The following is a 24,587-nucleotide window of genomic DNA, read 5'->3' as shown; positions in this document are numbered from 1 at the left end:
ACCAACAATAGGACTTTGGCAGTCGTCATGACAACACCCCCTAGCAAAAACCTAAAATACAGCCGCTGGTTGTAGCCCAGTTATAGACTGGATTGTAAATTAAGGAACGTAAGATGCGATTTATTGATGAAGCCGTCGTAACGGTAAAAGCAGGTGACGGTGGTAACGGAATCGCCAGTTTTCGCCGAGAAAAATATGTCCCACGTGGTGGCCCTGATGGCGGTGATGGTGGTAGCGGCGGTGATGTCTATGTCATTGCTGATGACAACACCAACACCCTAGTGGACTATCGCTATACGCGCCGCTATGATGCAAAACGCGGTGAAAATGGACAAAGTAAAAACTGTTCAGGCAAAGGCTCAGAGGATATTTATCTGCCTGTGCCGATCGGTACGACGGTGGTCGATACCGAGACTGATGAAGTATTAGGAGATTTGGTCGAAATTGGTCAGACGCTATTGGTTGCTAAGGGCGGCGATGGTGGTCTGGGCAATACCCATTTCAAAAGCTCGACCAACCAAGCACCGCGTAAGGCAACTTCAGGTTTTGAGGGCGAGTTAAAAGTACTTAAGTTTGAGCTAAAAGTCGTCGCTGACGTGGGATTGGTCGGTTTGCCCAATGCGGGTAAATCCACCTTTATCCGTCAGGTTTCGGCTGCCAAACCAAAAGTAGCGGATTATCCCTTTACCACGTTGGTGCCAAACTTAGGCGTCGTCGATATCGGTCGCCATCGCTCGTTTGTCATGGCAGATATCCCAGGCTTGATTGAAGGCGCATCCGAAGGGGCTGGGCTGGGTATTCGCTTTTTAAAGCACGTGGCTCGTACGCGTCGTCTGCTACACTTAGTCGATGTTAAGCCCGTCGATGGTAGTGATCCGGTAGAAAATGCCCGCGTGATCTTAAATGAGCTTGAGCGTTTTTCTCCTGAGCTGGCCAACCTCCCGCAGATTTTGGTACTCAACAAAATCGATCAGGTCGCTGAGGAAGACTTAAACGAGCTGTGTACGCATATCGTGGCTGAGCTTGGCTGGACAGGTATGGTCTTTCGCACCTCTACCTTGACTGGAGAAGGGGTGGACGCGGTCAAATACCACCTGATGAACGATATTGAGCGTGAGCGCGAGCGCGAGATAGAAGACCCTATCTTTGCTGAAGCACAAAAAGAGCGTTTTGCGCGTTTAGAAGAAGAAGTCCGCCTAAATACCGAAGCCCAGCGCGAAGCATATAGAGCCGCTCGCCGAGCTGCGCGTGAAGGCATAGATAACAACGACGATCGTTTAGATGACGACGAAGATGGCGTTGAGGTGGTTTATGTGCCTTAAGCTATGACGCTTAAGCTGATATACTTAAATGTTTAGAGCAACCCCCGTAATCAATTGACACAAGACACAGGAGTTTATATGGCAGATGACATAGCAAATACGACCGAAGAAGCAAGGTTTATTAAGCAAACTCGCAACTTTGATATTCAGCGCGTTATTGTCAAGATTGGCTCATCGTTATTAACCAATAACGGCCGAGGGCTGGATCGAACTGCCATTTACGAGTGGGCCAAGCAAATTGCAAAGCTGCATAAGCAAGGCGTGGAAGTGCTGCTGGTGTCCTCTGGTGCAGTTGCCGAAGGTGTGGTACGTATGAACCTTGAGGAGCGACCACGCAAGCTTGCCGCCTTGCAAGCGTGTGCATCTATTGGTCAGATGGGTTTGATTGAGACCTGGTGGTCGGCTTTGATTCAACACGGTATCCAAAGCTCACAGCTTTTGCTGACGCACGATGATTTGTCCAACCGTAGTCGTTACCTAAATACCACTGGTGCCTTGACCCAATTGTTGGACTGGCGCGTCCTGCCGGTCATCAATGAAAATGATACCATCACTATCGACGAGATTAAGTTTGGTGACAATGACACGTTGGGCGCGATGGCAGCGGCGATGGTCAATGCGGATTTGTATATTATCCTCACAGACCAAGAAGGCGTCTTTACAGACAACCCGCGTGACAACCCCAATGCCAAGATGATTCGCCAAGAGCGCGCGATGGCAGATTATTTGTTTGATATCGCAGGTGATGGCGGCAAGCTTGGGCGCGGCGGTATGCTGACTAAGATCCGCGCCGGTCGCCTTGCTGCTATGGGCGGCTGTCCGACGGTGATTGTCAGTGGTGCGATCGATGATGTCATCACTCGAGTGGTCTCAGGCGAGGCGGTGGGTACGCTATTGACCACCAATGATGAAGATAAAATCATCGCCCGCAAACAGTGGCTGGCCGCCCATCTACGCATGTCAGGCACCCTGATCGTCGATGCTGGAGCGGCCAAGGCAGTGGTCGAGCATCATAAGAGCTTATTGCCTGTCGGGGTGGTGGAGGTACGCGGCGATTTTGATGAAGGCGATGTGGTAGAAGTGGTGCACCAAGACACAGGCGAGCGTATCGCGGTCGGCCAAGTCAACTTTTCATCTCGTGATGCGTGCCGTGTGGCTCGTGAGCGAACTGAGGAGTTTGATAAGATACTTGGCAATCATGAAGAGCGCGTGGTCATGGTGCACCGAGACAACCTAGCACTGACTGTCTGATCCTATTTAGCGGTCTGATCGCTATTTTTAATGACGAAGGTGTGTCCTTATTTTTATCGATAGATATCTAGCGATAGATATTTGATTGGGGACACGCCCTAATAATAAATGGCATTTAAGCTTAAGCTTTGGGCGCTCCTATCAACTCATGAGACGGTTTTTAGTATTTATATGCCGCCATCTATACGTTATCAGCGTTTATCATTTTTTATTCACTTTATTTATCCAGTACAGTATGCAAAGAGATATAAATACTGTGCGGTTTTGGAGATTTGTACATGAGTGCTTCAGACAATAATCATTCGGCTCAGCAAACGTTTGCGCCGTTAAAAAACGATAGATTGCTACGTGCCTTACGCTTTGAGCCTGTTGATACCACCCCTGTTTGGATGATGCGTCAAGCTGGCCGTTATTTACCAGAATATAAAGCCACGCGAGCAGAGGCTGGCGATTTTATGAGCTTGTGTAAGGACACTGCGCGTGCCACCGAGGTCACCTTGCAGCCACTGCGTCGTTACGATTTAGATGCGGCGATTTTATTTAGCGATATTTTGACCATTCCTGATGCGATGGGTTTGGGCTTGTACTTTGAGACAGGCGAAGGCCCAAAGTTCAAGTACCCGATTCGTCAGCAGGCAGACCTTGATAGACTACCAGTGCTAGATATGAATGACTCGCTTGATTATGTCATGCGTGCGGTGACCAGTATTCGTCAGGCGCTAAATGGCCAAGTACCCTTATTTGGGTTTTCTGGTAGCCCTTGGACACTAGCCACTTATATGATCGAAGGCGGCAGCTCAAAGGACTATCGTTATACCAAAGGTTTTTTGTATAGCAATCCTGAGTTTTTGCATCAGTTATTGGATAAGTTGGCTAGCGCAGTGGTAGATTATTTGGATGCTCAAGTGATCGCTGGTGCTCAGATTTTACAGATATTTGATAGCTGGGGCGGCGCGCTTGGTCATCGTCAGTTCGTTGACTTCTCTCATGCCTATAATAAGCGTATCGTCGCTGAGCTAAAGATTCGTCACCCGCAGATCCCAGTGGTGCTATTTACCAAAGGCGGTGGCCTGTGGCTCGATGTGCAAGCAGACAGTCAGGCGGACGCACTCGGGCTAGACTGGACCATGCCGCTAGATCGCGCGCGCCAAGTGCTCAATGAGAGCCAGCGTCAATTGACCAAGCAGCACAAAAAACTACAGAGCAGCAAAGCACTACAAGGCAACTTAGATCCAGCAACCTTGTACGGCTCGCCTGCCACCATCCGCGCAGAAGTAACGGCGATGCTCGATAGAGCCTATGCAGATGGTGAAAAAACAGGCTACGTGGCAAACTTAGGTCACGGTATCACGCAGTGGGTCAACCCTGACAATGCCAAGGTGTTTATTGATGCGGTTCATGACTATAAACTTTAGTTTATAGCGCATGAGCCATGCTTTGATGCGAGAGCAAATGCTTATCGCCAGTCGAATCCTGCAACGGGTACTGTCAGCGAGCTTGATGAGAGTAGAGCGATACTTGCGTTTGTTTTCTGGCTACTCTATTTTTAGGCATGATGTTACTCAAGTAAAAAACAAGTAAAAAAGGATATCTTATGATTTCAGCAGCTATTGTCGGCGGTACGGGCTATACAGGTATTGAGCTTATTCGCTTATTGTCTGCCCACCCCAACGTGTCTCTTGATTTGCTAACGTCACGTAGCGAGGCGGGTACGCGCGCTGATGAGATATTCCCAAGCTTACGCGGTATATCAGACATCGTTTTTAGTGATTTGGGTGAAGATACGCTCGGGGCGTTACAAAAGTGCGATGTGGTGTTTTTTGCGACCCCTCATGGGGTGGCGATGAAGCAGGCCGAGGCGCTCACGCAAGCGGGCGTTAAGGTCATCGATTTGGCTGCTGATTTTCGTTTGCAGTCCTTGACGGATTTTGAGCACTGGTATCAGCAGTCGCACGCCTGCCCTGAGCTGCTAAAAACGGCTGTTTATGGCTTACCTGAGGTCAATCGTGCCAAGCTTGCCGAGGCGCTGGTCGTGGGCAACCCTGGTTGCTATCCTACCACAGCGATTTTAGGTCTCAAACCCATTATCGAAAAACAAAACGCCCAAGCAGATAGACTGATCGAGCCGCGTATCGTCATCGATGCAAAATCTGGTGTCTCAGGCGCTGGACGTCAGGCAAAACTTGCGCTCAATTATGCCGAAACGACAGATAATTTTAAGGCTTATAGCGTTGAGGGGCATCGTCACCTGCCTGAGATCGAGCAGGGGGTGGCACAGTTACTAGGCAGTCAGTTTACGCATCGCATTCGTTTTTTACCGCATTTGGTGCCGATGATACGCGGTATGCTCAGCTCCATTCATATGGAGATGACAGAGGCTGGGACGGCTATTGACTGGCAGCAAGCCTTCGAGAATGCTTATGCAAGTGAGCCATTTATCGATGTCATGCCCAAAGGCAATTATCCAGATACCCGCAGTGTCCGCGCCAGTAACCGTCTGCGTATAGCGATACATCAAGACAACGAGCGCGCTGAGCTGACAGTGATCGTGGTACAGGATAACCTCGTAAAAGGAGCAGCAGGACAAGCGGTACAAAATATGAATGTCATGTTTGGGCTTGAGGAGTCATTGGGATTGAATTTTGCACCCATTGTCCCTTAAGGTGTTGTTTTGTTCGCTTTTTTCTCACCTTATCATTCACCTTTATGGTGCTAGGTATTGATTATAAATTCCGCTATACTAACTTGCCCTTACTATTAAGAGATACTGTCTAAATGCGTATTCAGATCGCACTACGCCTTAGCCCGCAGCCAGCATGTGTATCATGCCAAGCCTTTGCTCCATGTGATATGGAGCAAAGGAAGCAGTCTTTTAAAACCAGCGTGGCGAGCAATATCGGGCGCACGCAGCAAGGCGCTTCGTCGTTGGTATTGGCTTTGTTTGTGGTGGTGATTCTGGTCACCGCGATTGTGGGGCTGATGTTTGGTCACAAGCTTGGCTATCAGCGCGGTACTCACTCGATGCAAAACGAAGCCAAACAGGCGATTATTGATAGCAAAAAGGCCAGTAAAGAGCTGGAGGATTTGCGTCTAAGTAATAAGATTGCGACCAATCAAGCCGCCACTGCCAAGCAAGAGCTGGCAATTAGCTTAGCAAACTTACATGAACTGCGTGAAAACCAGCAAACTCTGACAGTAGAAAATCGCCAACTGACGCAGCTAAATGAGGTGTATGCAGAGGCGCTCACTGAAAAAGGCGGCATGCCACTAAAAGTACTGGGGGCTAAGATTGAGCCGCTACCTGAGAATGCTTTTGAGTATGGGTTTGATATTGGTATGCTCAGTGCGGATGGCTCAGCCAAACGTCTAAGACCGACTTTGACCTTGCTCAATGATGGCGAGCTGGTCGAAGTGCCACTTGAGCCGGCAAACCATATAATAGAAGGTATCGTACGTATTCGCGGTCGCTTTATGATGCCATCAGGCTTTAAACCTCTACAAGTCAAACTCAGCTTGCAAGCAGGCGATCAGCAAGTAGAGCAGCTGTATGATTGGAAGCTGGGCGACAGGGTGGACAATATGCCGCTGTCTTTATTGGATCTGCCTGAAGTGGATGAGAGCCCGATTGAGACAAAGAGTGCGACAGACTAGCGGCCGTCTGTCTGTTCAGAACGACATCAATAACAGACGATAATAGTCTGCCTGCTTGTTATCACCTTTATCACTTCTATAACTTCAAACTTACCTTATAATTATACTTTGATTATGATGAAACAAACGACACTACAAGATGCGCCAACGGTATGCGATTGGCACTTTCCAAACCTGCCCGCCCACCGTGCCCAAGATGGTAATACAGAAGAGGAAACCTCACCGCAAGCAGACGTACTGGTGGCTGAGCCAGAAATCGCTAAGCCGCCGATGTATGCGGTGGTCATGTACAACGACAACTACACACCGATGGAATTTGTGGTGTATGTCCTGCAGTCGGAGTTTCGTCATAGTATGGATGCTGCTGTGGAGATTATGCTGACTATTCATAATAGTAGCAAAGGTATCGCGGGCATCTACCCGAAAGATATCGCTGAAACTAAGGCCAAAAAAGTCAACAGTCTGGCTCACCGCGAAGGGTATCCGTTATTGACCCAAATCGAACCACATCAAGGGGAAGGATAATAGCGACGTCTGATGCCCACACCTTTACGGAAGCCTCAAATTAATAGGTTTGGTTGTTGATGGTGTTTATCAGTCATTCCCCCATCACCCCATTACCATAGTCAAATCCAAGTAACTCAAATATAGGGCTATCCAGTCGCTCAATGAAACAGTGAAAACATGAAGCAGTGAGATAATAAAACGATGTTTTATCTCACTGTACTGTTTTTATAATGAATTCACTATCACGTCCCCATTCTTCACCTTACTTCTGTCTCTCTGCCTCTTTGTTGTTTGTTTTCCATTCTGTCTGTTTATCTATCTTGCTGTCTTGACGCAATATGCTTCGATACATTTTAGTCGATGTTAATAGATTGACTATGGGTAAATATCGTGTTGAGATAAAGAAAAGCGAATATGAGTCATAATGCCCTGTACTTGACTGCTCGGCGCAGGCTTAATCGTCGATAGATGACTCTTTTTATCGGTAAGGGTATCCAAAACAGGGAGGTTGTGGTCCGCATTATTGATTGATATCAAGCAATTATGCCGCCATTGCCCTTGAACAATCCATCTATCGCCCTGATTTACTTACTAACTCATTCATAAAGCTATCAATTATAAAGATAGGTACAACCGTAGGAAGTCCTTATGTTAAGTCGTCATCTTGAAGTTTCTTTGCGTTTAGCAATGACGCTTGCGCGCCAAAAATCGCATGAGTATCTCACTGTTGAGCATCTATTGTTGGCACTACTAGAAAACACTCATGCCGCCAACACCCTAACGGCTTGTAATGCCAATGTTTCAGCGCTACGCACCGAGCTTGAGGCTTATATTAATAAGCACACGCCGACGGTGGATGCTGATACCGAGCAATCCCCGCAGCCAACCCAAAGCTTTGATCGCATCTTGCAGCGTGCTATCTTTCATGTACAGTCTATCGGCGGCGGCCGTCTGGTAGAAGGCTCGGATATTCTTGTGTCGATGTTTTCAGAGCACGACACCTATGCAGTATATTTGCTCAAAAAGCAAGGCATCAGCCGTCTTGAGCTGACGCAGTATCTCTCGCATGGTCAAGATAAAGATGAACCATCAGAGCCGCGTGCATCGATGACAGGTGAGCGCCGCGGTGCCTCAGAAAAAACCAGCAAAGATCCGCTAGTCGAGTTCGCTACCAATCTAAACCAGCGTGCCGCGGAAGGTAAGACCGATCCGCTTATCGGCCGCGCGTCTGAGATTGAGCGGGCGGCACAAGTGCTATGCCGTCGCCGCAAAAACAACCCGCTATTGGTGGGCGAGCCAGGCGTAGGTAAGACCTCTATCGCTGAAGGTTTGGCGTGGCTTATCATCAACGAAAAAGCGCCAAAGCCACTGAACGGCTGCGTGATTTATAGTCTAGATATCGGCGCGCTCATCGCTGGCACCAAGTATCGCGGTGATTTTGAGAAGCGCATGAAATCCTTGCTTGATGCACTAAAGAAAAAGCCCAATGCGATTTTGTTTATCGATGAGATTCATATGATTATCGGTGCAGGGTCATCGATGAGTAGCAATATGGATGTCTCAAACCTGATCAAGCCTGCCCTTGCCAACGGCGAGCTACGCTGTATCGGCTCGACCACCTTTACCGAGTATCGTCAAGTGTTTGAAAAGGATCATGCTCTTTCTCGTCGTTTCCAAAAAATCGACGTAAAAGAGCCAAGTGTCGACGATACTATCGATATTTTACGCGGGCTTAAACCGCGTTACGAAGAGTTTCACAATGTTGAGTATAGTGATGAAGCTTTGGTCACAGCAGTTCAGTTGTCAGCCAAGCACATCCATGAGCGTTTTTTGCCAGACAAGGCGATAGATGTCATCGATGAGGCAGGTGCCTATAAGCGTTTGGGTGTCGTCCCTGATGCTGATGCTGTCGCGGCAGAAGAAAGCTTCATCGCTGATTTAGAGCAGGATTTTGATACACCAGTTGCAGCAGCGGACGATGTTGATACAGACTATAGCAGCGAGATGCAAGCGGAGGCAAACACTGCCAAAGCCGATGATCAAGCCTATGCGAACGAGAAGTCTCATGAGGACTCTCAAGCCACTAAAGTGAAAAAAGCCCCGATGAAAATCGATGTGGCAGATATCGAAGCCATCATTGCTAAGCTTGCCCGTATTCCGCCCAAATCGGTGTCCAGTGATGATAAGAGTATCTTGGAGCACTTGGACCGTGACCTCAAGCATTTGGTGTTTGGTCAGGATGAAGCCATCACGACTTTGGCAGATGCCATCAAGCTGTCGCGAGCTGGGCTCAAAGCGCCAGACAAGCCGATTGGCTCGTTTATGTTTGCCGGCCCAACAGGGGTAGGTAAGACAGAGGTATCGCGTCAGTTGGCCAACCTGCTCGGCGTGGAGCTGGTACGTTTTGACATGTCAGAATACATGGAAGCGCACACCGCATCACGTTTGATTGGCGCGCCTCCTGGCTATGTTGGCTATGATCAAGGCGGTTTGCTGACCGAAAAAATCAATCAGCATCCGCATTGCGTGTTGCTACTAGATGAGATCGAAAAAGCCCACCCTGATGTCTTTAACTTGCTACTGCAGGTGATGGACCATGGTACGTTGACGGATAATAATGGCCGCGTTGCTGTCTTTAAGCAGGTGATTATCATCATGACGACCAACGTCGGTGCGGAGAGTATCAGCCGCTCGTCCATGGGCTTTACCCAGCAAGATCATAGCCGTGACAATACTGAGGCGTTAAAGCGGGTCTTTACCCCTGAGTTCCGTAACCGTTTGGATGCGATTATTCAGTTCAACCCATTAGATACGTCGGTTGTGGTATCAGTGGTCGATAAGTTCTTGGTTGAGCTACAAGTACAGCTCGATGACAAACAAGTGACATTAGAGATCGACGATGACGTACGTGACTATCTGGCGGACAAAGGCTATGATCGTCTAATGGGGGCTCGTCCGATGCAGCGCTTGATACAGGATGAAATCAAGAAGCCGCTTGCGAGTATGATTTTGTTTGGTGACTTGGTCAATGGCGGGGTCGTACATCTGACCTTGGCACCTGAGGCACAAGATGAAACAGACGAGAACGCTGTCGCATTAGAAAAAGATCAGAGCGCCAATAAAGGCTCAGCAGACAGTCGTATCGTGCTGACGGTGGTGGAGACGCACGAGCCACACCCAGATTCTGAGTCATTAGCCAGCTAAGGCTTTGCTACTAATATAATAAGAACGGTTACCATATTCGTGCGGTAGCCGTTTTTTTATTGTTATAATTCATCATCTCATTTTTATTTATGTTGATTGACTTTACTAAAAGTAAGGGTCTTGTAGGTAGTAGCCAGCCAACTTTTATACATAGTTAATTCATTTCAAAATAAGTACCAGTCGTATATAACAACTAAAAAAGGACACAGTATGGAACCTCTCGATGCAAAAGCGCCAAAAACAGCCGCACAAAAAAAGGCCATCTTAGACAAAGTACGTTTGCCAGAAGACTGGAAGATGGCCTTGGCAGATGAGCTGACTTCTGAGAATATGGACAACCTACGGGCTTTTTTAAAGGAAGCTTATCAGTCGCCAGATAGCATCTATCCACCAGCGCCACTGATGTTTAACGCCTTTAATCTCACGCCATTATCTCGCGTTAAAGTGGTCATCTTAGGGCAAGACCCTTATCATCGCCCAGGTCAGGCCATGGGATTGTCGTTTTCGGTACCCAAAGCCATTCCAAAACCGCCGTCACTCAATAATTTGCTAAAAGAGATGGCCGATGATATCGGTGTTCAGCCATCAGCGCATGGGGACTTGACCTATTGGGCGCAGCAAGGTGTATTACTGTTAAACAGTGCGTTGACTGTGCGAGAAGGTGAGCCAAACAGTCATCAAAATCAAGGCTGGGAGCAATTTACCGATGCAGTGATCGATGTGATCAACGAACAAACAGAGCATACGGTGTTTATTTTGTGGGGTAGTAAAGCCCAGAAAAAAGGCAAATACATCCATGCTGATAAACATTTGATTTTAACCGCTGTCCATCCATCGCCGCTGGCGGCAAACCGTGGTGGATTTTTTGGCACCAAGCCGTTTTCGAAGACCAATGATTATCTCCGGCAGCATGGTCGTACACCCATTGACTGGCAGTTGCCACAGTAGCTAGCTATGACCATTCCTTTTTTTGCCGCAGAGACACTGCAGGCGCATCATTGTTGTCTGCCTGATGGTATTAGTTACCACTCAAGCCCTGATAGCTTGTCTGCGGACGCTGCTGGTAGCCGTGCTCGACATCAGCTTGAGCTGAGCACTCAGCAGTTTTGGATGCTAGAAGATGTACAGTGGATGCATCAAGCATTGGCATTGGCTCAGCACGGCGCTGAGCTGGGCGAGGTGCCAGTTGGTGCGATACTGGTACATGAGCAGCAGATGATTGGTAAAGGCTTTAATGAGCCAATCGGCCGACATGATGCCACCGCCCATGCCGAGATAGTTGCTCTAAGAGATGCCTGTAGCCACCTAAAAAACTACCGTCTGCCATCAAACACCACCTTATATGTGACCTTAGAGCCTTGCACCATGTGTATGGGCGCGCTAATCCATGCGCGAGTGGCGCGGCTGGTGTATGCGGCAAATGAGCCGCGAGCTGGCATGGTGGGTAGTCAGATGGATCTGTCGGCACAAGATTTTTATAATCATATCATTACTGTACAACGGGGTTTGTGCAGTGAGCATAGCAGTCAGCTACTTAAGCGGTTTTTTCGAGCGCGTCGTCAGCTGGCCAAGCAAAAAAAATTAGATGTTAAAAAATAAGGGCTTTTGCTTATCTACAAAATATACTGCCTGCAAATATAAGCATCAGTCATGGTGATGATAGGGTTTTCTTGCTATAATATCGCCCTATTTGGCGCTGCGATTATCAGATGGCTGTTAAGCATTTGATAAGGTGGTGAATATCGCGCTGTCCTTAGCAGTGGGCGATATATGTTGTTTTTATAATTGAGTAAACATGATGACTGTCTCTACACCTGACTTTACGCCTGATAATGCTTTGCAGGACCGTGATCCCTCTGAGCAAGCGGTACAGCGTTATCCCGTGATATGTATTGATGGTCCAAGCGGGGCGGGTAAAGGCACAGTCACATGGCGCTTAGCGCAAGCACTGGGTTATCAGTTATTAGACTCAGGGGCGCTATACCGCATCGTCGGGCTCAAAGCCTTTGAAGCAGGACTGCTCGGTGCCGACGGTTGTCAAGACATTGACGAGCAGGCAGTACTGACATTAACCCAAGGTTTAGATATCGTGTTTGTGCCCAATGAGGCATCAGGCCGCGTAGATATCATCGTCAATGGCGATGCCGTTGGCGAGCAAGTACGTAACGAAACCGTTGGTGGCTATGCCTCAAAGATCGCGGTATTCCCTAAAGTGCGTCAGGCGCTGCTCACGCTACAGCAAAAAATGGCCAGTCGCTCAGGGCTGGTCGCTGACGGCCGTGATATGGGAACGGTGGTATTCCCTGATGCGGATGTTAAGGTATACTTGACAGCCAGTGCCAAAGCGCGTGCTGAGCGCCGTGTCACGCAGCTATTAAGTGCAGGGCAAACCGCAGATTTTGAGGCGATTTTGGCAACGATCAAAGCGCGTGACGAGCGTGATGAAAACCGCGCGACGGCACCATCGAAGCCTGCCAAAGACGCTTTATTGCTGGACAGTTCATGTCTGGATGCCGACAGCGTATATGAACAAGTCAAAAAATACTGTCAGGACAAAGGTATTTGTTTTAATAATTAATAAAAACAATACAGTAACTACCAACTCACTACCAAAAAATTTGCTACAGGCTTTGGTTTTAGTATAAAATTGTATAAGTAGAGATGTGCAATAAGCCAAAGCCAACATTGGAGCAATAGTAAAAATGTGAGCGGGTAGTAAAGACAGTTGTTGCTAATGAGTGTGATGAGATGCTCGCTTATTAGCAACAAAGGTTTTTTATATGACTGCATAAGATATAAAACCAGTATTCTCGTTTTATGCAATCATAAATTTGATCCGTACTGTGCTGGACAGGATACGGCTATACAAAGGTAGACATAATGGAATCATTTGCTGAACTATTTGAAGCGAGCATTGAAGAGCAGGGTCTGGATATCGAGCGTGGCTCGGTTATTACAGGTACTGTTGTGGCCATCGATAGCGATTGGATCACAGTAGATACTGGTCTTAAATCTGAAGGTATCGTCGCTCGTGAAGAGTTTTTAAGCGAAGAAGGCGAACTTGAAGTTGAAGTTGGCGATAGCGTTGATGTCGTGGTTGAAGCGGTTGATAATGGTATGGGTCAAACCCTACTATCACGCGAAAAAGCCAAGCGCGTCGAGACGTGGAATGTCCTTGAAAAAATCTATGATAACGATGAGATCGTAAAAGGTATCATTTCTAGCAAAGTAAAAGGTGGTTTTACTGTAGACGTGGGTTCAGTACGCGCGTTCTTACCAGGCTCATTGGTTGATGTACGTCCGATTCGTGACACCACACATCTTGAAGGCAAAGAGCTAGAATTCAAAGTCATCAAACTTGACCAAAAACGTAACAACGTTGTGGTTAGCCGCCGCGCAGTAATGGAAGCTGAAAACTCAGCTGAGCGCGAAGAGCTATTGAACAAGCTTGAAGAAGGTATCGAGATCGAAGGTATCGTCAAAAACCTAACTGATTACGGTGCGTTCGTTGATCTTGGTGGTATCGATGGCCTGCTACACATCACTGACATGGCATGGCGCCGTATCAAGCACCCATCTGAGGTGGTTGAAGTCGGTCAAGACCTAAAAGTTAAAGTATTGAAGTTTGACCGTGAGCGCAACCGCGTAAGCCTAGGTCTAAAACAACTTGGTACCGATCCTTGGGACAACGTTGGCGGTACTTACCCAGTCGGTAGTATTGTTAAAGCTCGCGTTACCAACCTAACTGATTACGGTTGCTTCGCTGAAATCTCTGAAGGTATCGAAGGTCTAGTACACGTATCAGAGATGGATCACACCAACAAAAACATCCACCCATCAAAAGTTGTACAAGTGGGTGACGAAGTTGACGTGATGATCCTAGATATTGATGAAGAGCGTCGTCGTATCAGCTTGGGTATCAAGCAAACCCTAGCAAACCCATGGGAAGAGTTTGATAAGAAACATGAGCGTGGCGATAAAATCACTGGTACTATCAAGTCAATCACTGACTTTGGTATCTTTATCGGTCTAGACGGCGGTATCGATGGTCTGGTTCACTTGTCTGATATCTCTTGGAACGAAACGGGCGAAGAAGCAATCCGCAACTACAACAAAGGCGACACTGTAGAAGCAATGGTATTGTCTGTAGATGCAGAAGCGAACCGTATCAGCCTAGGCGTGAAGCAGTTAAGCTCAGATCCATTTAACGAATACCTAGTCGCCAATGACCGCGGTGCTATCGTCAATGGTAAAGTAAAAGAAGTAGACGCTAAAGGCGCTACTATCGAGCTTGCTGATGAAGTTGAAGCGTACTTACGTGCCTCTGAGATTCAGCGTGACCGTGTCGAAGATGCCACCAAGCATCTAAGCGTTGGTGATGACGTTGAAGCGAAGATCATCAGTGTGGATCGTAAGACTCGCAACATCAACTTGTCTATCAAAGCAAAAGACGAAGCTGAAGAGCGTCAAGCGATCAAAGATCTAGGTAGCAATGCGCCACAAGCAGCTGATGCTCAACCAAAAACCATTGGTGATTTGATCAAAGAGCAAATGCAGTAAGCGACAAGTTATTGATCTAAAAGTAATATAAAAAAAGCGACTTCGGTCGCTTTTTTTATGATTGAGTATTTGGTATGCGTTACATCTTCAAGGTTTTTGCGGAAACAAAGCAAACTCTTATTTCCATTTATGATAATATCCGCTATCATTTGCAACATTGAGTAACGAGATGTAAATCACTGCTTACTGATGAGAGCTGTATTAGCACTACTGACCGGTATTTTGCTTTTTGTTTCGATTTTCAGTATGGTCTTATACGGCTATATGAAGGGTTAAAACCTTTAAAAACCTTTAAAAAATAGTAACTTGGTTTACAATCATCTTATCCATCAATTAACAAGGCAAGCGTAACGATGCAGCAAGCGATTAATAAGTCTGAATTTATTAGTAATTTGAGTGCGAACTGTGACAATATGACTGATAGCGTGGTCGATGATGCAGTGCGTGAAATATTAAACTTAATGACCGATACACTGGCCAATGATGGCCGAGTAGAAGTACGTGGGTTTGGTAGCTTTTGTTTACATCATCGCCGTGCCCGTATGGGCCGCAATCCTAAGACTGGGGAGAGCGTACCAGTACCTGCCAAAGCCATTCCGCATTTCAAGCCAGGCAAAGCCCTGCGCGAAGCGGTCAATGACAAAGTGGCTAATGGATAGATAATACGATCATCATGGCAGCGTTGGGTAGTATTCATTAACAGTAGCGTGAAAAGTAGCATCGCTGTTTGTGACAAAACGTGGTCTTTGAGTCCTTTGCAACCCATCAAACCAAGGTATATGTCTTATGCGCTTTTTACTGTTTGTACTACTGTTTTTAAGCTTCGCGTATTCATTAGGGTTGGTATTGGCCAATAATACCGAGGTTGGCGTAAATTTACTGTTTTCACAAGCGCCGACGATGAATTTGGGCTTATTACTGATCTTATGTCTGATACTAGGTATTGTGATTGGTATGCTACTGGCGCTGCTGCTCTTTCGTGTTTTACAAAACAAATGGGAAATCTCACGTCTACAAAAAGCCAATACCAATCTGCAAGAACAACTGACGCAAGCCAATGTGGTCATCGATCGTCAAGCGACTGCGCCTTCGGTAGAAGAGGCAGTGTATGGTTCGACAGCGACCAACGTGCACGATAATCACGCCGCTAAAGATGAAGCGGCGACACTGACCAAACAAAAACGTGACTAAATCTGACTAAGTCTGAAGAGAGCGTCAGCTAGGCACCTTATGATACAAACTTGTGAGACAGGTGAGTTGGTAGCCATCCGTTTGGTCGCTGTTTGGTTTTTTTAACTTCGATATAAATGTGGCAACACTATGAATAATGCAATCAAATCTCCTGTCGTTGTCGCCTTAGACAATATGACAATGGAAGCGTCGCTCGCGTTGGCTGACAAGCTCGATCCAGCGCTGTGCCGTTTAAAGGTAGGCAAAGAGCTGTTTACGCGTTGTGGCCCTGATATCATCAAGGTACTGCACCAACGTGATTTTGAAGTGTTTTTAGATCTTAAATTTCATGATATCCCTAATACTACGGCACAGGCGGTACTCGCGGCGGCTGATTTGGGTGTGTGGATGGTCAATGTGCATGCGAGCGCAGGCTTAGAGGCGATGTCGCTTGCCAAACAGCGCTTGTTGGAAAATAACTTAGATACCTTGCTGATTGCGGTCACGGTACTGACTTCTATGGACAATCAAGCATTGACGCAGACGGGTATTACCGATGGGCTGGATACACAAGTCAGTCGCCTAGCACAGCTGACCAAGCAAGCAGGTCTCGATGGCGTGGTCTGCTCAGCACGAGAAGCCCAGAGCCTAAAGGCGCTATGTGGTCAAGATTTTAAGCTGGTGACGCCTGGTATTCGCCTCGCTGAGGACAATGCTGACGACCAAAAACGCATCTGTACGCCTGCCCAAGCGCTACAAGATGGTGCTGACTATCTGGTGATCGGACGTTCTATCACGCAGGCGGCCGACCCAGCGGCCAAGCTGCAACGGATACTTGAGGGTATCTAGCCTAAGTCAAAGACAAAGAAAAGAGACAGCCTAAGCCGCTGTCTTTTTGCTTTTTGCGGGTAGATAAAAAGGTGCTACACTACTTAAAATTTATGTTGATATCTATGACAAAAAATACGCTATGCTTCTATGCATCGTCTGATTGATTTTTGTCCTTGATGTCCTAAGACACTATTGGAAGATATGAAATTACAGATTTTAAGTGACCTGCATATTGATAGCTATGCACGTCAGTCGCATCCGATGGGGCATATCCCCAAGACTGATGCCGACGTGGTGCTGGTCGCAGGCGATACGGCCAATAGCGACAGCGGTATGCCGTGGTTACAAGCGCAAGCGGCCCGTCTGCAGGTACCTCTGATCACCATCGCAGGCAATCATGAATACTTCAATGAAGACGTGCTGCATTTTGATAAAAAGCTGGCCATTTGGGATAACTATGATGCCAAGTCGCAGCAAGGCGTGCGGGTTTTACAGTGTCAACACATCGATATTGGAGACGTACGTATCTTGGGCTGCACCTTATGGACGGATTATCAGTATCAGGCCAATGAAGAAACCATGGCAGCGGCCAAGCGTTTTATGCGTGACTATAAACAAATCTATGCCGGTAGCGAGTTGTTTTCCCCTGAGGTGTCCATGCAACTGCATGCTAAGCAGCGTCAATGGCTACAGCAAGCATTAAAAACCGCTCAATCGCTTGGCAAAAAGACCATCGTCATGAGCCACCACAGCATCAGCCCGTTGTCGGTATCTGAGAAATATGCCAGTCTACCCAGTAATGCTGCGTTTGTGAGTGACTTGTCAAGCTGGATGCAGGAGGAATGGGCACCAGCGCTATGGGTGCATGGCCATACCCATGAAGCCTTTGATTATCGTATTGGTCGTACCCGAGTGGTTGTCAATCCACGTGCGTATCCCAACGAAGTCAGTAGTACCGAGATAGCATTTGCTTGGGATAAAGTGATTGAGCTTGATTAGATAGCATACTCTCGCTTGAGATAAAGCGCATAGCAGTGCTGGGCGGTTTTCATTTCGGTTTTGCTTATTTGCAACTGAATTTATATTTTGTTCATTCTTCACAAAAAATCTGCTACGCTTGCTGGCATGAGCAAATACTTCCACAACACTTTATCGAAACTATCTGCAGAAAGGCGTGCCAGTCATACGCCAAGCGCGCCCGCGCCGTCGCACCTGCCTGATAGTATGATCTCTTCAGTAAGCTTGTTGCCTGAAGACAAGCGCCTGATTTTATTTACCAGACACTCCCTGCGAGAGCGCTCTGACGGTAATGGCTTTGCCAGTTATCAGTTGCCATTGACTCCTAAAGGTCGCGTCTTGGCCAAGTCTTGGGGGCGCTGGTTGGCAGGTCATCTGCCATACTCTCTAGACGTGGATAGCATCTCAAGCCCTATCGGCCGCTGTATTGATACCGCGCAGCTTATGCAAGCAGGTGCAGGGTTACAGCGTGACATCATGCACCAGTCGCTGTTGGTAGAGCCTGGTAGCCTCGTCACTGACCCTGAGGTTGCCAATCCAGTATTTAAAGAAATCGGCGTGCTCAACTTTATCAATCGTTTTTTACAAGGCAATCTTGCTGGCACCAAAAATGCGTATCAGGGTGGCTTGGATATCTTGTCGCTTTTTTATCAGCATCAGCCGCAGTCTGGGCATCTTATGCTGGCGGTCAGTCACGATACGTTGCTGTCAGCATTTTTGGCGGTGATGTTTGATGTGGTAGAGATTGATTGGAATGATTGGCCAAAGATGATGGAAGGGGTGTTTTTGTGGTTTGATGATAAGCCATTTGAACAAGCCAGTGCCCACTTCGTCTGGCGCGGTGAGGTCTATATACGGCCGATTGCGACGTTGTTAGAAGGGTACCGTGCAGCAGGGTTTCATCCAAATACATTGCTGTTGCCACCAGAGGTGAGGTGGGACTAAGCTTAGCATCAGCAGTGCCATGGTTGAATGTTCAACACGCCCTATAAACGAGGCATTGTTTTTATGGTTTTTGGGCATAAAAAAACCTTGCCTCAGCATAAGAGCTAATGACAAGGTTTTGATCATCACCCAAACAGAGTGATGCGGTCTAAACGCGACCTATCTTAAGCTTGTAAGCCTTTGATGGTTTTGTTTAGGCGGCTCTTACGACGAGCAGCTTTATTCTTATGAATAATACCTTTGTCAGCCATACGATCAAGAACAGGTACCGCTTTTTTGTAAGCTTCGGTAGCCGCGTCATAATCTTTAGCTGCGATAGCCGCATCAACACGTTTTAAGTAAGTACGAACCATAGAGCGTTGTGACGCAGAGTTCTGACGACGTTTGGTGTTTTGACGGGCGCGTTTACGAGCTTGTGCAGTATTAGCCACGCGTATCTCCTTGATAAAGACAGATAAAAATATGAATGTTGATTGCAATAATGGGTTTAACAATCATCGGTGACGAGCAGCCGTCTCGTCAAACATGATGTCGATGTCCAATACTAAAGTATCTAATATCGGTAGTCATCGCAAGCGTCAGAACTGTTTGGAATAATTAAACAGCGTTGACGTGTAAAGCCGGTTATCTTAGCAAATTATTGCGCTTAGGACAATATATTTGATGGTTAATCGGTAAAGAAGTTATGCTATTTTATCAATATTCGGTTTTTTCATGTATCTACTCTCAAAGGTTGCGGCCAGTAAAAGGCTTGACGGATAAAATCTCTTACAATAAATTCGCTATAATACCCTCACCGCCGAGTGATTTTAGGTATGATACGCAAGCGGTAAGTTAAAATAGCGCCCAGATATGCTGGCGGATAAGCGACTACGATAAATAAAGAGAATGCTTTGTATAAGAGTGCTCTCATATCTCATACGATACGAATGGATAAGATATGCAGCGAAAAGCAATTGTGATTGGCGCGACAGGATTGGTAGGGCAATATCTTGTCAAGCAGCTGAGTGAGCTTTATGACACGTTGATTGTGATTGCACGGCGTCCGCCACGCTATATCAATGCTAGCATGAGGTTTTATCAAGTCAATGATTTTGACAACTTGGCTGAGGTGTTTGCCAGTGTCGGCGCTGATCGCAGCACCGATGCTTTTAGCTGTCTTGGTACGACCAAAAAGCAAGCTGGCAGTGATGAAGCCTTTCATAAAGTGGATCATGACTACAATGTGACGTTTGCTACGCTGTGCCGCGAGAAAGGGGTAGAAAACTTCTTTTTATTGTCTGCGATGAATGCTGATATCGACAGTCGGTTTTTATACAACCGAGTCAAGGCGGAGACCGAGCAGTCCATCATGGCGCTAAACTTTGCCCATTTGGTGATTTTTCGGCCATCGTTGTTGCTCGGTAAGCACAAAGGTCGCCCGCTTGAGAGCCTAGGTCAAAAAGCCTTTAAGCTCGTCTCGCCTTTGGTGCCGGAGTCATTACCCCTGCATCCTATTTCTGCAAAACGTGTTGCTAGCGCCATGGCCATGAGCGCCCATGATATCTACGAGCGTAGTAAGTACCGCCGTGAGCCTGCGATTACCACCACAGATATCATCGAAAATAAACAAATGCTGGCAATGACCAAAGTCAAAAAATAGCCTCAGTAAAAAACACCAATCATACTTTTTATACCGTTTAATTCTAGCCAACAACGAACAAGGAGTGTACTCATGTCAAACGCAGCAGCAGAGCCTACCATGAACCAAGACAATTTTGTGACGTGTGATTTATTGGATGCCAATCCTGAGTCGCAAGTGTGTCTGCCAAATATCGAAGGTAAGTCGTTTTATAGCTTTGGTGGCAAAGATCGGTTTTGCGGTGAGATTGTGACGGTTAAGTGTTTTGAAGACAACAGCCGCGTCAAATCGCTATTAAACAGCGATGGTAAAGACAATAAGGGCAATGGAAAGGTACTGGTGGTCGATGGTGGTGGCTCGATGCGCTGTGCGCTGCTCGGCGATATGATTGCTCAGTCGGCGATTGATAATGGTTGGGCTGGGGTCATCGTGTACGGCTGTGTCCGTGATGTCGATGATATGGCACAGATGGATATCGGTGTCATGGCGCTTGGCTGTATCCCGCGTAAATCGACGCGCCGTGATGAAGGTCAAACCGATCTCGAGATTAGCTTTGGGGATTTGACCCTAAATTCAGGCATGTTTGTCTATGCAGACAATAACGGCATTATCGCGAGCGACAAGCCTCTGCTTTAAGCCGACTGCCAAGCCTAGTCCAACCATTAATATAAAACCTCGGCTTAAGCGTTGAGGTTTTTGTGCGTGATGTGCTGAGTGACAAACCGTTACGGCATAAATTTTGGTAATTGCATAAATATTCGTATAATAGCTTTCTGACTCTTAACTTTGATCTTATCCTCTATGCCTATCACTGCTTTGACTGACGCGTTCGATCCTATTAACCAGCAGTTGTTTCCTATCGCTCATGCCGAGCGGCGCTGGCTGACCCCTGTTTATGGTGCGGTTAGTAGTCTATGGCTGGCAAGCTTGATGCAAGCGCTGGTATGGGACGTGTCCGAGCGTCTAAAAGTAGTGGTAACGCGCGATCAAAACCAGCTCAATCAGATAGAAACCGAGCTGGCGTTTTGCGGCGTCGATGCCTATGTGTTTCCTGATTGGGAGACGCTGACCTACGATGAGCTGTCCCCGCATCAAGACATCGTCAGCGAGCGTATCAACCTATTGACCGATATGCCCACTAAAGGCGTGCTGCTCATCTCGGTGCAGGCGCTCATGCACCGGGTCGCCCCGCCAAGCTGGCTGATAGGGCAGCATTTTGATTTGAGTGTCGGTGATCGCTTTGATATCAATACCCAGCGCGAGCTGCTTGCAAAGGCAGGCTACCGTGCGGTCGAAAACGTCTTTGAGCCAGGCGAGTTTGCGGTACGCGGTAGTATTGTCGATATCTTTGCCATGGGGCAGCCATTTCCGCTACGTTTAGACTTGTTTGATGATGAAATCGAAACCATTCGCTTTTTTAATCCGCAGACGCAGCGTACGCTGACCGTCGACGATCTAAAAAATATGATGAGTGGTAACGACAGTAGCATCGGCAAAGAGTCACTGTCGCTACTGCATAAACTGCCTGATATCTCAAAACCTATTCAGCAGTTTCAGATACTACCTGCCAAAGAGTTTCCGCTCGATGAAGGGCGCGAGACGTTTCGGACCAACTTTGCAGCGATGTTTCCCAATACCAGCAGTCGCAAGTCTGAGCTGCATAAAGATGTGATGGCGGGTATCGCCAGTAGCGGGCTTGAGTACTATCAGCCATTGTTTTTTGATTTGGATGACTGGCAAGCTGACAGCAGCTTGTTTGCTTATTTGCCAGATGACGCTCTGTTTATCATCGATGAGCGAATCCACGAAACACAAGCGGATTATTGGTCGCAGATTCAGCGCCGTTATGAAGAGCGCAGGCACGATATCGACAAACCTATTGTCGCCCCAGAATTGTTATATTTATTATCAAATACCTTAAACGAGCATCTTAACCACTATCCGCGAGTGATGCTCAGTGCGCATGAGACGCGCGCGGCGATAGACAATGATGCCTCATCGACCGCACAGGCTGCCTCTAATCGGCAAGGGTTGGTCACACTCACGGCGCAACAACCGCCGCAGCTGGCGGTCAATCACCAAAAAGCAGAACCATTGGCCGATTTGCTAGAGTTTTTGCTACAGCAAGCACAAACAGCGACGCCGGTGCTGATCGTTGCCGAAACAGCAGGGCGCCGTGAGATTTTGATAGAGCTGTTTAAGGGTAAGGTAGATACCAAAGCGTATGATAGCTTTGAAGCATTTTTGGCCGCTGATAAGGTCACAACCCTTAATGACAATAACTTGCCGCAGGTAGGGCTTACGGTGGCGCCTATCGAGCGCGGGGTGTATATTCCTGAGCGCCTGGTGGTGATCAGTGAGACTCAGCTGTTTGGTAGGCAAGTGCTACAAACACGTCGCCGTCGCCAAAGTGGGGTGTCAGAAGAGTTTTTGGTCAAAAGCGTCACAGAGATTACCGAAGGCAGCCCAGTGGTGCATATCGAGCATGGTATCGGCCGCTATAATGGGCTGATTACCTTAGATGTGGGCGATGGCGAGCAAGAGTTTATTCATCTAAAATACGCGGACGACGCCAGTATTTATGTACCCGTTGCCAATTTACAAATGATCAGCCGCTACAGCGGTGGTGACCCCGCGCTTGCACCACTCCATAAAATAGGTAGCGGCAAGTGGGACAAAGCCAAACAAAAAGCGCTGGAGCAAATCCATGATGTCGCCGCCGAGCTGCTCAATATGCAAGCAAGGCGTGAGGCCAAAGTCGGTATTCATTTCAAGATTGACCCTTCACAATACGAGCTGTTTGCCAGTCAGTTTGCCTTTGAAGAGACCGCCGATCAGGCCAATGCTATCCATGCGGTGATGGAGGACATGAGACAAAACCAGCCGATGGATCGCCTCATTTGCGGTGATGTGGGTTTTGGCAAGACAGAAGTGGCGATGCGCGCGGCGTTCATTGCGGTCAGTGCCGGTTATCAAGTGGCGGTATTGGTGCCAACGACGCTGCTGGCAGGTCAGCACGAAGACAATTTTCGCGACCGTTTTGCCGATTGGCCAGTACGTATCGAGACATTATCGCGTTTTGGTGGCAAAAAACATCAAGAGACGGTATTGGCAGACCTTGCCGCGGGTAAGGTGGATATCGTCATCGGTACCCATAAACTGTTGCAGCCGGATGTAAAGTTTGCCAATTTGGGACTGATGATCGTTGATGAAGAGCACCGCTTTGGTGTACGCCATAAAGAGCGTATCAAAGCCATTCAGACCGATGTAGACAGTATGTCGATGACAGCGACGCCGATTCCGCGTACGCTTAATATGGCACTATCTGGCATGCGTGATATGTCGATTATCGCCACGCCGCCTGCTCGTCGTCTGGCGATCAAAACCTTTGTTATGCAAAAGACCGATGCCTTGATGAAAGAGGCTATCTTGCGTGAGCTATTACGCGGCGGGCAAGTCTACTTGCTGCATAATGATGTGGCGAGCATTGAGCGCATGGCAGAGACGATACGTGAGCTGGTGCCCGAGGCTAGAGTGGGGGTCGCGCATGGGCAGATGCAAGAGCGCCAGCTTGAGCAGATTATGGAGCAGTTTTATCATAAAAAGTTCAATGTGCTGGTGTGTTCGACCATCATCGAGACCGGTATCGACGTACCAAATGCCAATACTATCATCATTGAGCGCGCGGATAAGTTTGGTCTGGCGCAGCTGCATCAGCTGCGAGGCCGCGTAGGCCGTAGTCATCATCAGGCGTATTGCTACTTGCTCGTGCCATCTATCAAAGGCTTAAAAGGCGATGCCAAGCGCCGTCTGCACGCCATCGAACGCGCCAATACATTGGGTGCAGGCTTTATGCTGGCGAGTGAGGATTTGGAGATTCGCGGGGCAGGTGAGATACTGGGCAAGCAGCAAAGCGGTAACATGCAAGCCATTGGCTTTAGCTTGTATATGGATATGCTAGAGCGTGCGACAAAGGCCATCAAGGCGGGCAAAGAGCCTGATTTGAATACCCCATTGTCACTTACCAGTGAGATCAATCTGCACAGCTCAGCGCTGATACCAGAAGAATACTTGCATGATGTGCATCAGCGTTTGCTATTTTATAAGCGCATCAGTAATGCTGATGATTTTGAGGCGCTCACCGATATCCGTACCGAAATGATTGATCGTTTTGGCACACTGCCAGATCAGACCAAGCATTTATTTGCCATCCATAGACTGCGCATACAGGCCGAGCCATTGAAGATCAACAAAATCGATGCCAATAGTAGCAGCATGACGTTAGAGTTTGCCCCTGATACGCCAGTTGACGCCTTGGCAATTATCCAGCTTATTCAAAAAGATGGACAGCGCTACCGGATGAATGGCGCCTCTGGCATTCGCTATCAAGATGCCAATAAGCTGGCCACGCCGCAGCAACGCGTGACTGTGCTTGAGGAGTTGCTACGCTACTTTAGCGAGCATATGGTAGCAGAGCCTGCTTAGCACTTCGAGTGACGTCAATCATC

General features: G+C 47.6%; 20 protein-coding genes. 19 read left to right on the top strand and 1 reads right to left on the bottom strand.

The window, feature by feature from the left end; translation table 11 throughout:
- Positions 1–113: 113 nt before the first annotated feature.
- From cgtA to CAP50_RS09810, 16 genes are all read left to right on the top strand, one after another.
- Positions 114–1,322 carry an Obg family GTPase CgtA gene (cgtA, locus tag CAP50_RS09885; RefSeq protein ID WP_075100692.1) on the top strand — a complete coding sequence of 403 codons (1,209 nt, stop codon included), beginning with the start codon at positions 114–116 and terminating at the stop codon, positions 1,320–1,322.
- 78 nt (positions 1,323–1,400) lie between these two features.
- Positions 1,401–2,573, top strand: a complete 1,173-nt coding sequence (proB, locus tag CAP50_RS09880) for a glutamate 5-kinase (RefSeq protein ID WP_075100693.1) — start codon at positions 1,401–1,403, stop codon at positions 2,571–2,573.
- Between the two features lie 278 nt (positions 2,574–2,851).
- Positions 2,852–3,988: a uroporphyrinogen decarboxylase gene (hemE, locus tag CAP50_RS09875; RefSeq protein WP_075100694.1), complete on the top strand. Its 1,137-nt coding sequence runs from the start codon at positions 2,852–2,854 to the stop codon at positions 3,986–3,988.
- Positions 3,989–4,167: 179 nt separating this feature from the next.
- Positions 4,168–5,235 carry an N-acetyl-gamma-glutamyl-phosphate reductase gene (gene argC, locus CAP50_RS09870; protein WP_075100695.1) on the top strand — a complete coding sequence of 356 codons (1,068 nt, stop codon included), beginning with the start codon at positions 4,168–4,170 and terminating at the stop codon, positions 5,233–5,235.
- Between the two features lie 113 nt (positions 5,236–5,348).
- Positions 5,349–6,224 carry a hypothetical protein gene (locus tag CAP50_RS09865; protein WP_100749880.1) on the top strand — a complete coding sequence of 292 codons (876 nt, stop codon included), beginning with the start codon at positions 5,349–5,351 and terminating at the stop codon, positions 6,222–6,224.
- A 114-nt stretch (positions 6,225–6,338) separates the two neighbouring features.
- Positions 6,339–6,749 carry an ATP-dependent Clp protease adaptor ClpS gene (locus tag CAP50_RS09860; RefSeq protein ID WP_075100697.1) on the top strand — a complete coding sequence of 137 codons (411 nt, stop codon included), beginning with the start codon at positions 6,339–6,341 and terminating at the stop codon, positions 6,747–6,749.
- 630 nt (positions 6,750–7,379) lie between these two features.
- Positions 7,380–9,935, top strand: a complete 2,556-nt coding sequence (gene clpA / locus CAP50_RS09855; protein WP_075100698.1) for an ATP-dependent Clp protease ATP-binding subunit ClpA — start codon at positions 7,380–7,382, stop codon at positions 9,933–9,935.
- A 210-nt stretch (positions 9,936–10,145) separates the two neighbouring features.
- Positions 10,146–10,883: a uracil-DNA glycosylase gene (locus CAP50_RS09850; protein WP_100749879.1), complete on the top strand. Its 738-nt coding sequence runs from the start codon at positions 10,146–10,148 to the stop codon at positions 10,881–10,883.
- 6 nt (positions 10,884–10,889) lie between these two features.
- Complete coding sequence (gene tadA / locus CAP50_RS09845) at positions 10,890–11,534, top strand: tRNA adenosine(34) deaminase TadA (RefSeq protein ID WP_241900738.1); 645 nt, start codon at positions 10,890–10,892, stop codon at positions 11,532–11,534.
- A gap of 199 nt (positions 11,535–11,733) precedes the next feature.
- On the top strand, positions 11,734–12,513 hold the full coding sequence (gene cmk, locus CAP50_RS09840; protein WP_075100778.1) for a (d)CMP kinase: 780 nt from the start codon (positions 11,734–11,736) through the stop codon (positions 12,511–12,513).
- A 302-nt stretch (positions 12,514–12,815) separates the two neighbouring features.
- Positions 12,816–14,495 (top strand): 30S ribosomal protein S1, encoded by a 1,680-nt coding sequence (gene rpsA / locus CAP50_RS09835; protein ID WP_075100700.1) that lies wholly within the window; start codon positions 12,816–12,818, stop codon positions 14,493–14,495.
- A 353-nt stretch (positions 14,496–14,848) separates the two neighbouring features.
- Complete coding sequence (locus CAP50_RS09830; RefSeq protein WP_075100701.1) at positions 14,849–15,154, top strand: integration host factor subunit beta; 306 nt, start codon at positions 14,849–14,851, stop codon at positions 15,152–15,154.
- Positions 15,155–15,281: 127 nt separating this feature from the next.
- A complete protein-coding gene (locus CAP50_RS09825; protein WP_075100702.1) occupies positions 15,282–15,686 on the top strand; it encodes a lipopolysaccharide assembly protein LapA domain-containing protein in 405 nt (134 codons plus the stop codon).
- Between the two features lie 129 nt (positions 15,687–15,815).
- Positions 15,816–16,514, top strand: a complete 699-nt coding sequence (gene pyrF, locus CAP50_RS09820) for an orotidine-5'-phosphate decarboxylase (protein WP_075100703.1) — start codon at positions 15,816–15,818, stop codon at positions 16,512–16,514.
- A 183-nt stretch (positions 16,515–16,697) separates the two neighbouring features.
- Positions 16,698–17,495: a metallophosphoesterase gene (locus CAP50_RS09815; protein ID WP_075100704.1), complete on the top strand. Its 798-nt coding sequence runs from the start codon at positions 16,698–16,700 to the stop codon at positions 17,493–17,495.
- 126 nt (positions 17,496–17,621) lie between these two features.
- Complete coding sequence (locus CAP50_RS09810) at positions 17,622–18,458, top strand: histidine phosphatase family protein (RefSeq protein ID WP_075100705.1); 837 nt, start codon at positions 17,622–17,624, stop codon at positions 18,456–18,458.
- A gap of 164 nt (positions 18,459–18,622) precedes the next feature.
- Here CAP50_RS09810 and rpsT read toward each other — a convergent pair whose 3' ends face one another.
- Positions 18,623–18,889, bottom strand: coding sequence for a 30S ribosomal protein S20 (rpsT, locus tag CAP50_RS09805; RefSeq protein WP_010200097.1), 267 nt, complete (start codon positions 18,887–18,889; stop codon positions 18,623–18,625).
- 509 nt (positions 18,890–19,398) lie between these two features.
- Here rpsT and CAP50_RS09800 point away from each other — a divergent pair.
- The 3 genes from CAP50_RS09800 (at position 19,399) to mfd (ending at position 24,564) form a co-directional block, all read left to right on the top strand.
- On the top strand, positions 19,399–20,100 hold the full coding sequence (locus CAP50_RS09800; RefSeq protein WP_075100706.1) for an NAD-dependent epimerase/dehydratase family protein: 702 nt from the start codon (positions 19,399–19,401) through the stop codon (positions 20,098–20,100).
- Between the two features lie 99 nt (positions 20,101–20,199).
- Positions 20,200–20,715 carry a ribonuclease E activity regulator RraA gene (rraA, locus tag CAP50_RS09795; protein ID WP_075100779.1) on the top strand — a complete coding sequence of 172 codons (516 nt, stop codon included), beginning with the start codon at positions 20,200–20,202 and terminating at the stop codon, positions 20,713–20,715.
- Positions 20,716–20,880: 165 nt separating this feature from the next.
- Entirely contained in the window at positions 20,881–24,564 is a 3,684-nt protein-coding gene (gene mfd, locus CAP50_RS09790; protein WP_075100707.1) for a transcription-repair coupling factor, read from the top strand.
- Positions 24,565–24,587 lie beyond the last annotated feature (23 nt).

Source organism: Psychrobacter sp. L7 (genome assembly GCF_002810365.1).
GTDB lineage: Bacteria > Pseudomonadota > Gammaproteobacteria > Pseudomonadales > Moraxellaceae > Psychrobacter > Psychrobacter celer.
This window is presented reverse-complemented; position numbering and strand designations above follow the sequence as displayed.

Bases quoted from the DNA above. Each gene is read 5' to 3' on its own strand.
- clpA (WP_075100698.1), top strand. From the start codon at position 7,380: ATGTTAAGTCGTCATCTTGAAGTTTCTTTGCGTTTAGCAATGACGCTT.
- cgtA (WP_075100692.1), top strand. From the start codon at position 114: ATGCGATTTATTGATGAAGCCGTCGTAACGGTAAAAGCAGGTGACGGT.
- rraA (WP_075100779.1), top strand. From the start codon at position 20,200: ATGAACCAAGACAATTTTGTGACGTGTGATTTATTGGATGCCAATCCT.
- hemE (WP_075100694.1), top strand. From the start codon at position 2,852: ATGAGTGCTTCAGACAATAATCATTCGGCTCAGCAAACGTTTGCGCCG.
- CAP50_RS09815 (WP_075100704.1), top strand. From the start codon at position 16,698: ATGAAATTACAGATTTTAAGTGACCTGCATATTGATAGCTATGCACGT.
- CAP50_RS09810 (WP_075100705.1), top strand. From the start codon at position 17,622: ATGAGCAAATACTTCCACAACACTTTATCGAAACTATCTGCAGAAAGG.
- cmk (WP_075100778.1), top strand. From the start codon at position 11,734: ATGACTGTCTCTACACCTGACTTTACGCCTGATAATGCTTTGCAGGAC.
- pyrF (WP_075100703.1), top strand. From the start codon at position 15,816: ATGAATAATGCAATCAAATCTCCTGTCGTTGTCGCCTTAGACAATATG.
- CAP50_RS09800 (WP_075100706.1), top strand. From the start codon at position 19,399: ATGCAGCGAAAAGCAATTGTGATTGGCGCGACAGGATTGGTAGGGCAA.
- CAP50_RS09825 (WP_075100702.1), top strand. From the start codon at position 15,282: ATGCGCTTTTTACTGTTTGTACTACTGTTTTTAAGCTTCGCGTATTCA.
- CAP50_RS09830 (WP_075100701.1), top strand. From the start codon at position 14,849: ATGCAGCAAGCGATTAATAAGTCTGAATTTATTAGTAATTTGAGTGCG.
- mfd (WP_075100707.1), top strand. From the start codon at position 20,881: ATGCCTATCACTGCTTTGACTGACGCGTTCGATCCTATTAACCAGCAG.
- proB (WP_075100693.1), top strand. From the start codon at position 1,401: ATGGCAGATGACATAGCAAATACGACCGAAGAAGCAAGGTTTATTAAG.
- CAP50_RS09860 (WP_075100697.1), top strand. From the start codon at position 6,339: ATGATGAAACAAACGACACTACAAGATGCGCCAACGGTATGCGATTGG.
- tadA (WP_241900738.1), top strand. From the start codon at position 10,890: ATGACCATTCCTTTTTTTGCCGCAGAGACACTGCAGGCGCATCATTGT.
- CAP50_RS09850 (WP_100749879.1), top strand. From the start codon at position 10,146: ATGGAACCTCTCGATGCAAAAGCGCCAAAAACAGCCGCACAAAAAAAG.
- rpsA (WP_075100700.1), top strand. From the start codon at position 12,816: ATGGAATCATTTGCTGAACTATTTGAAGCGAGCATTGAAGAGCAGGGT.
- CAP50_RS09865 (WP_100749880.1), top strand. From the start codon at position 5,349: ATGCGTATTCAGATCGCACTACGCCTTAGCCCGCAGCCAGCATGTGTA.
- argC (WP_075100695.1), top strand. From the start codon at position 4,168: ATGATTTCAGCAGCTATTGTCGGCGGTACGGGCTATACAGGTATTGAG.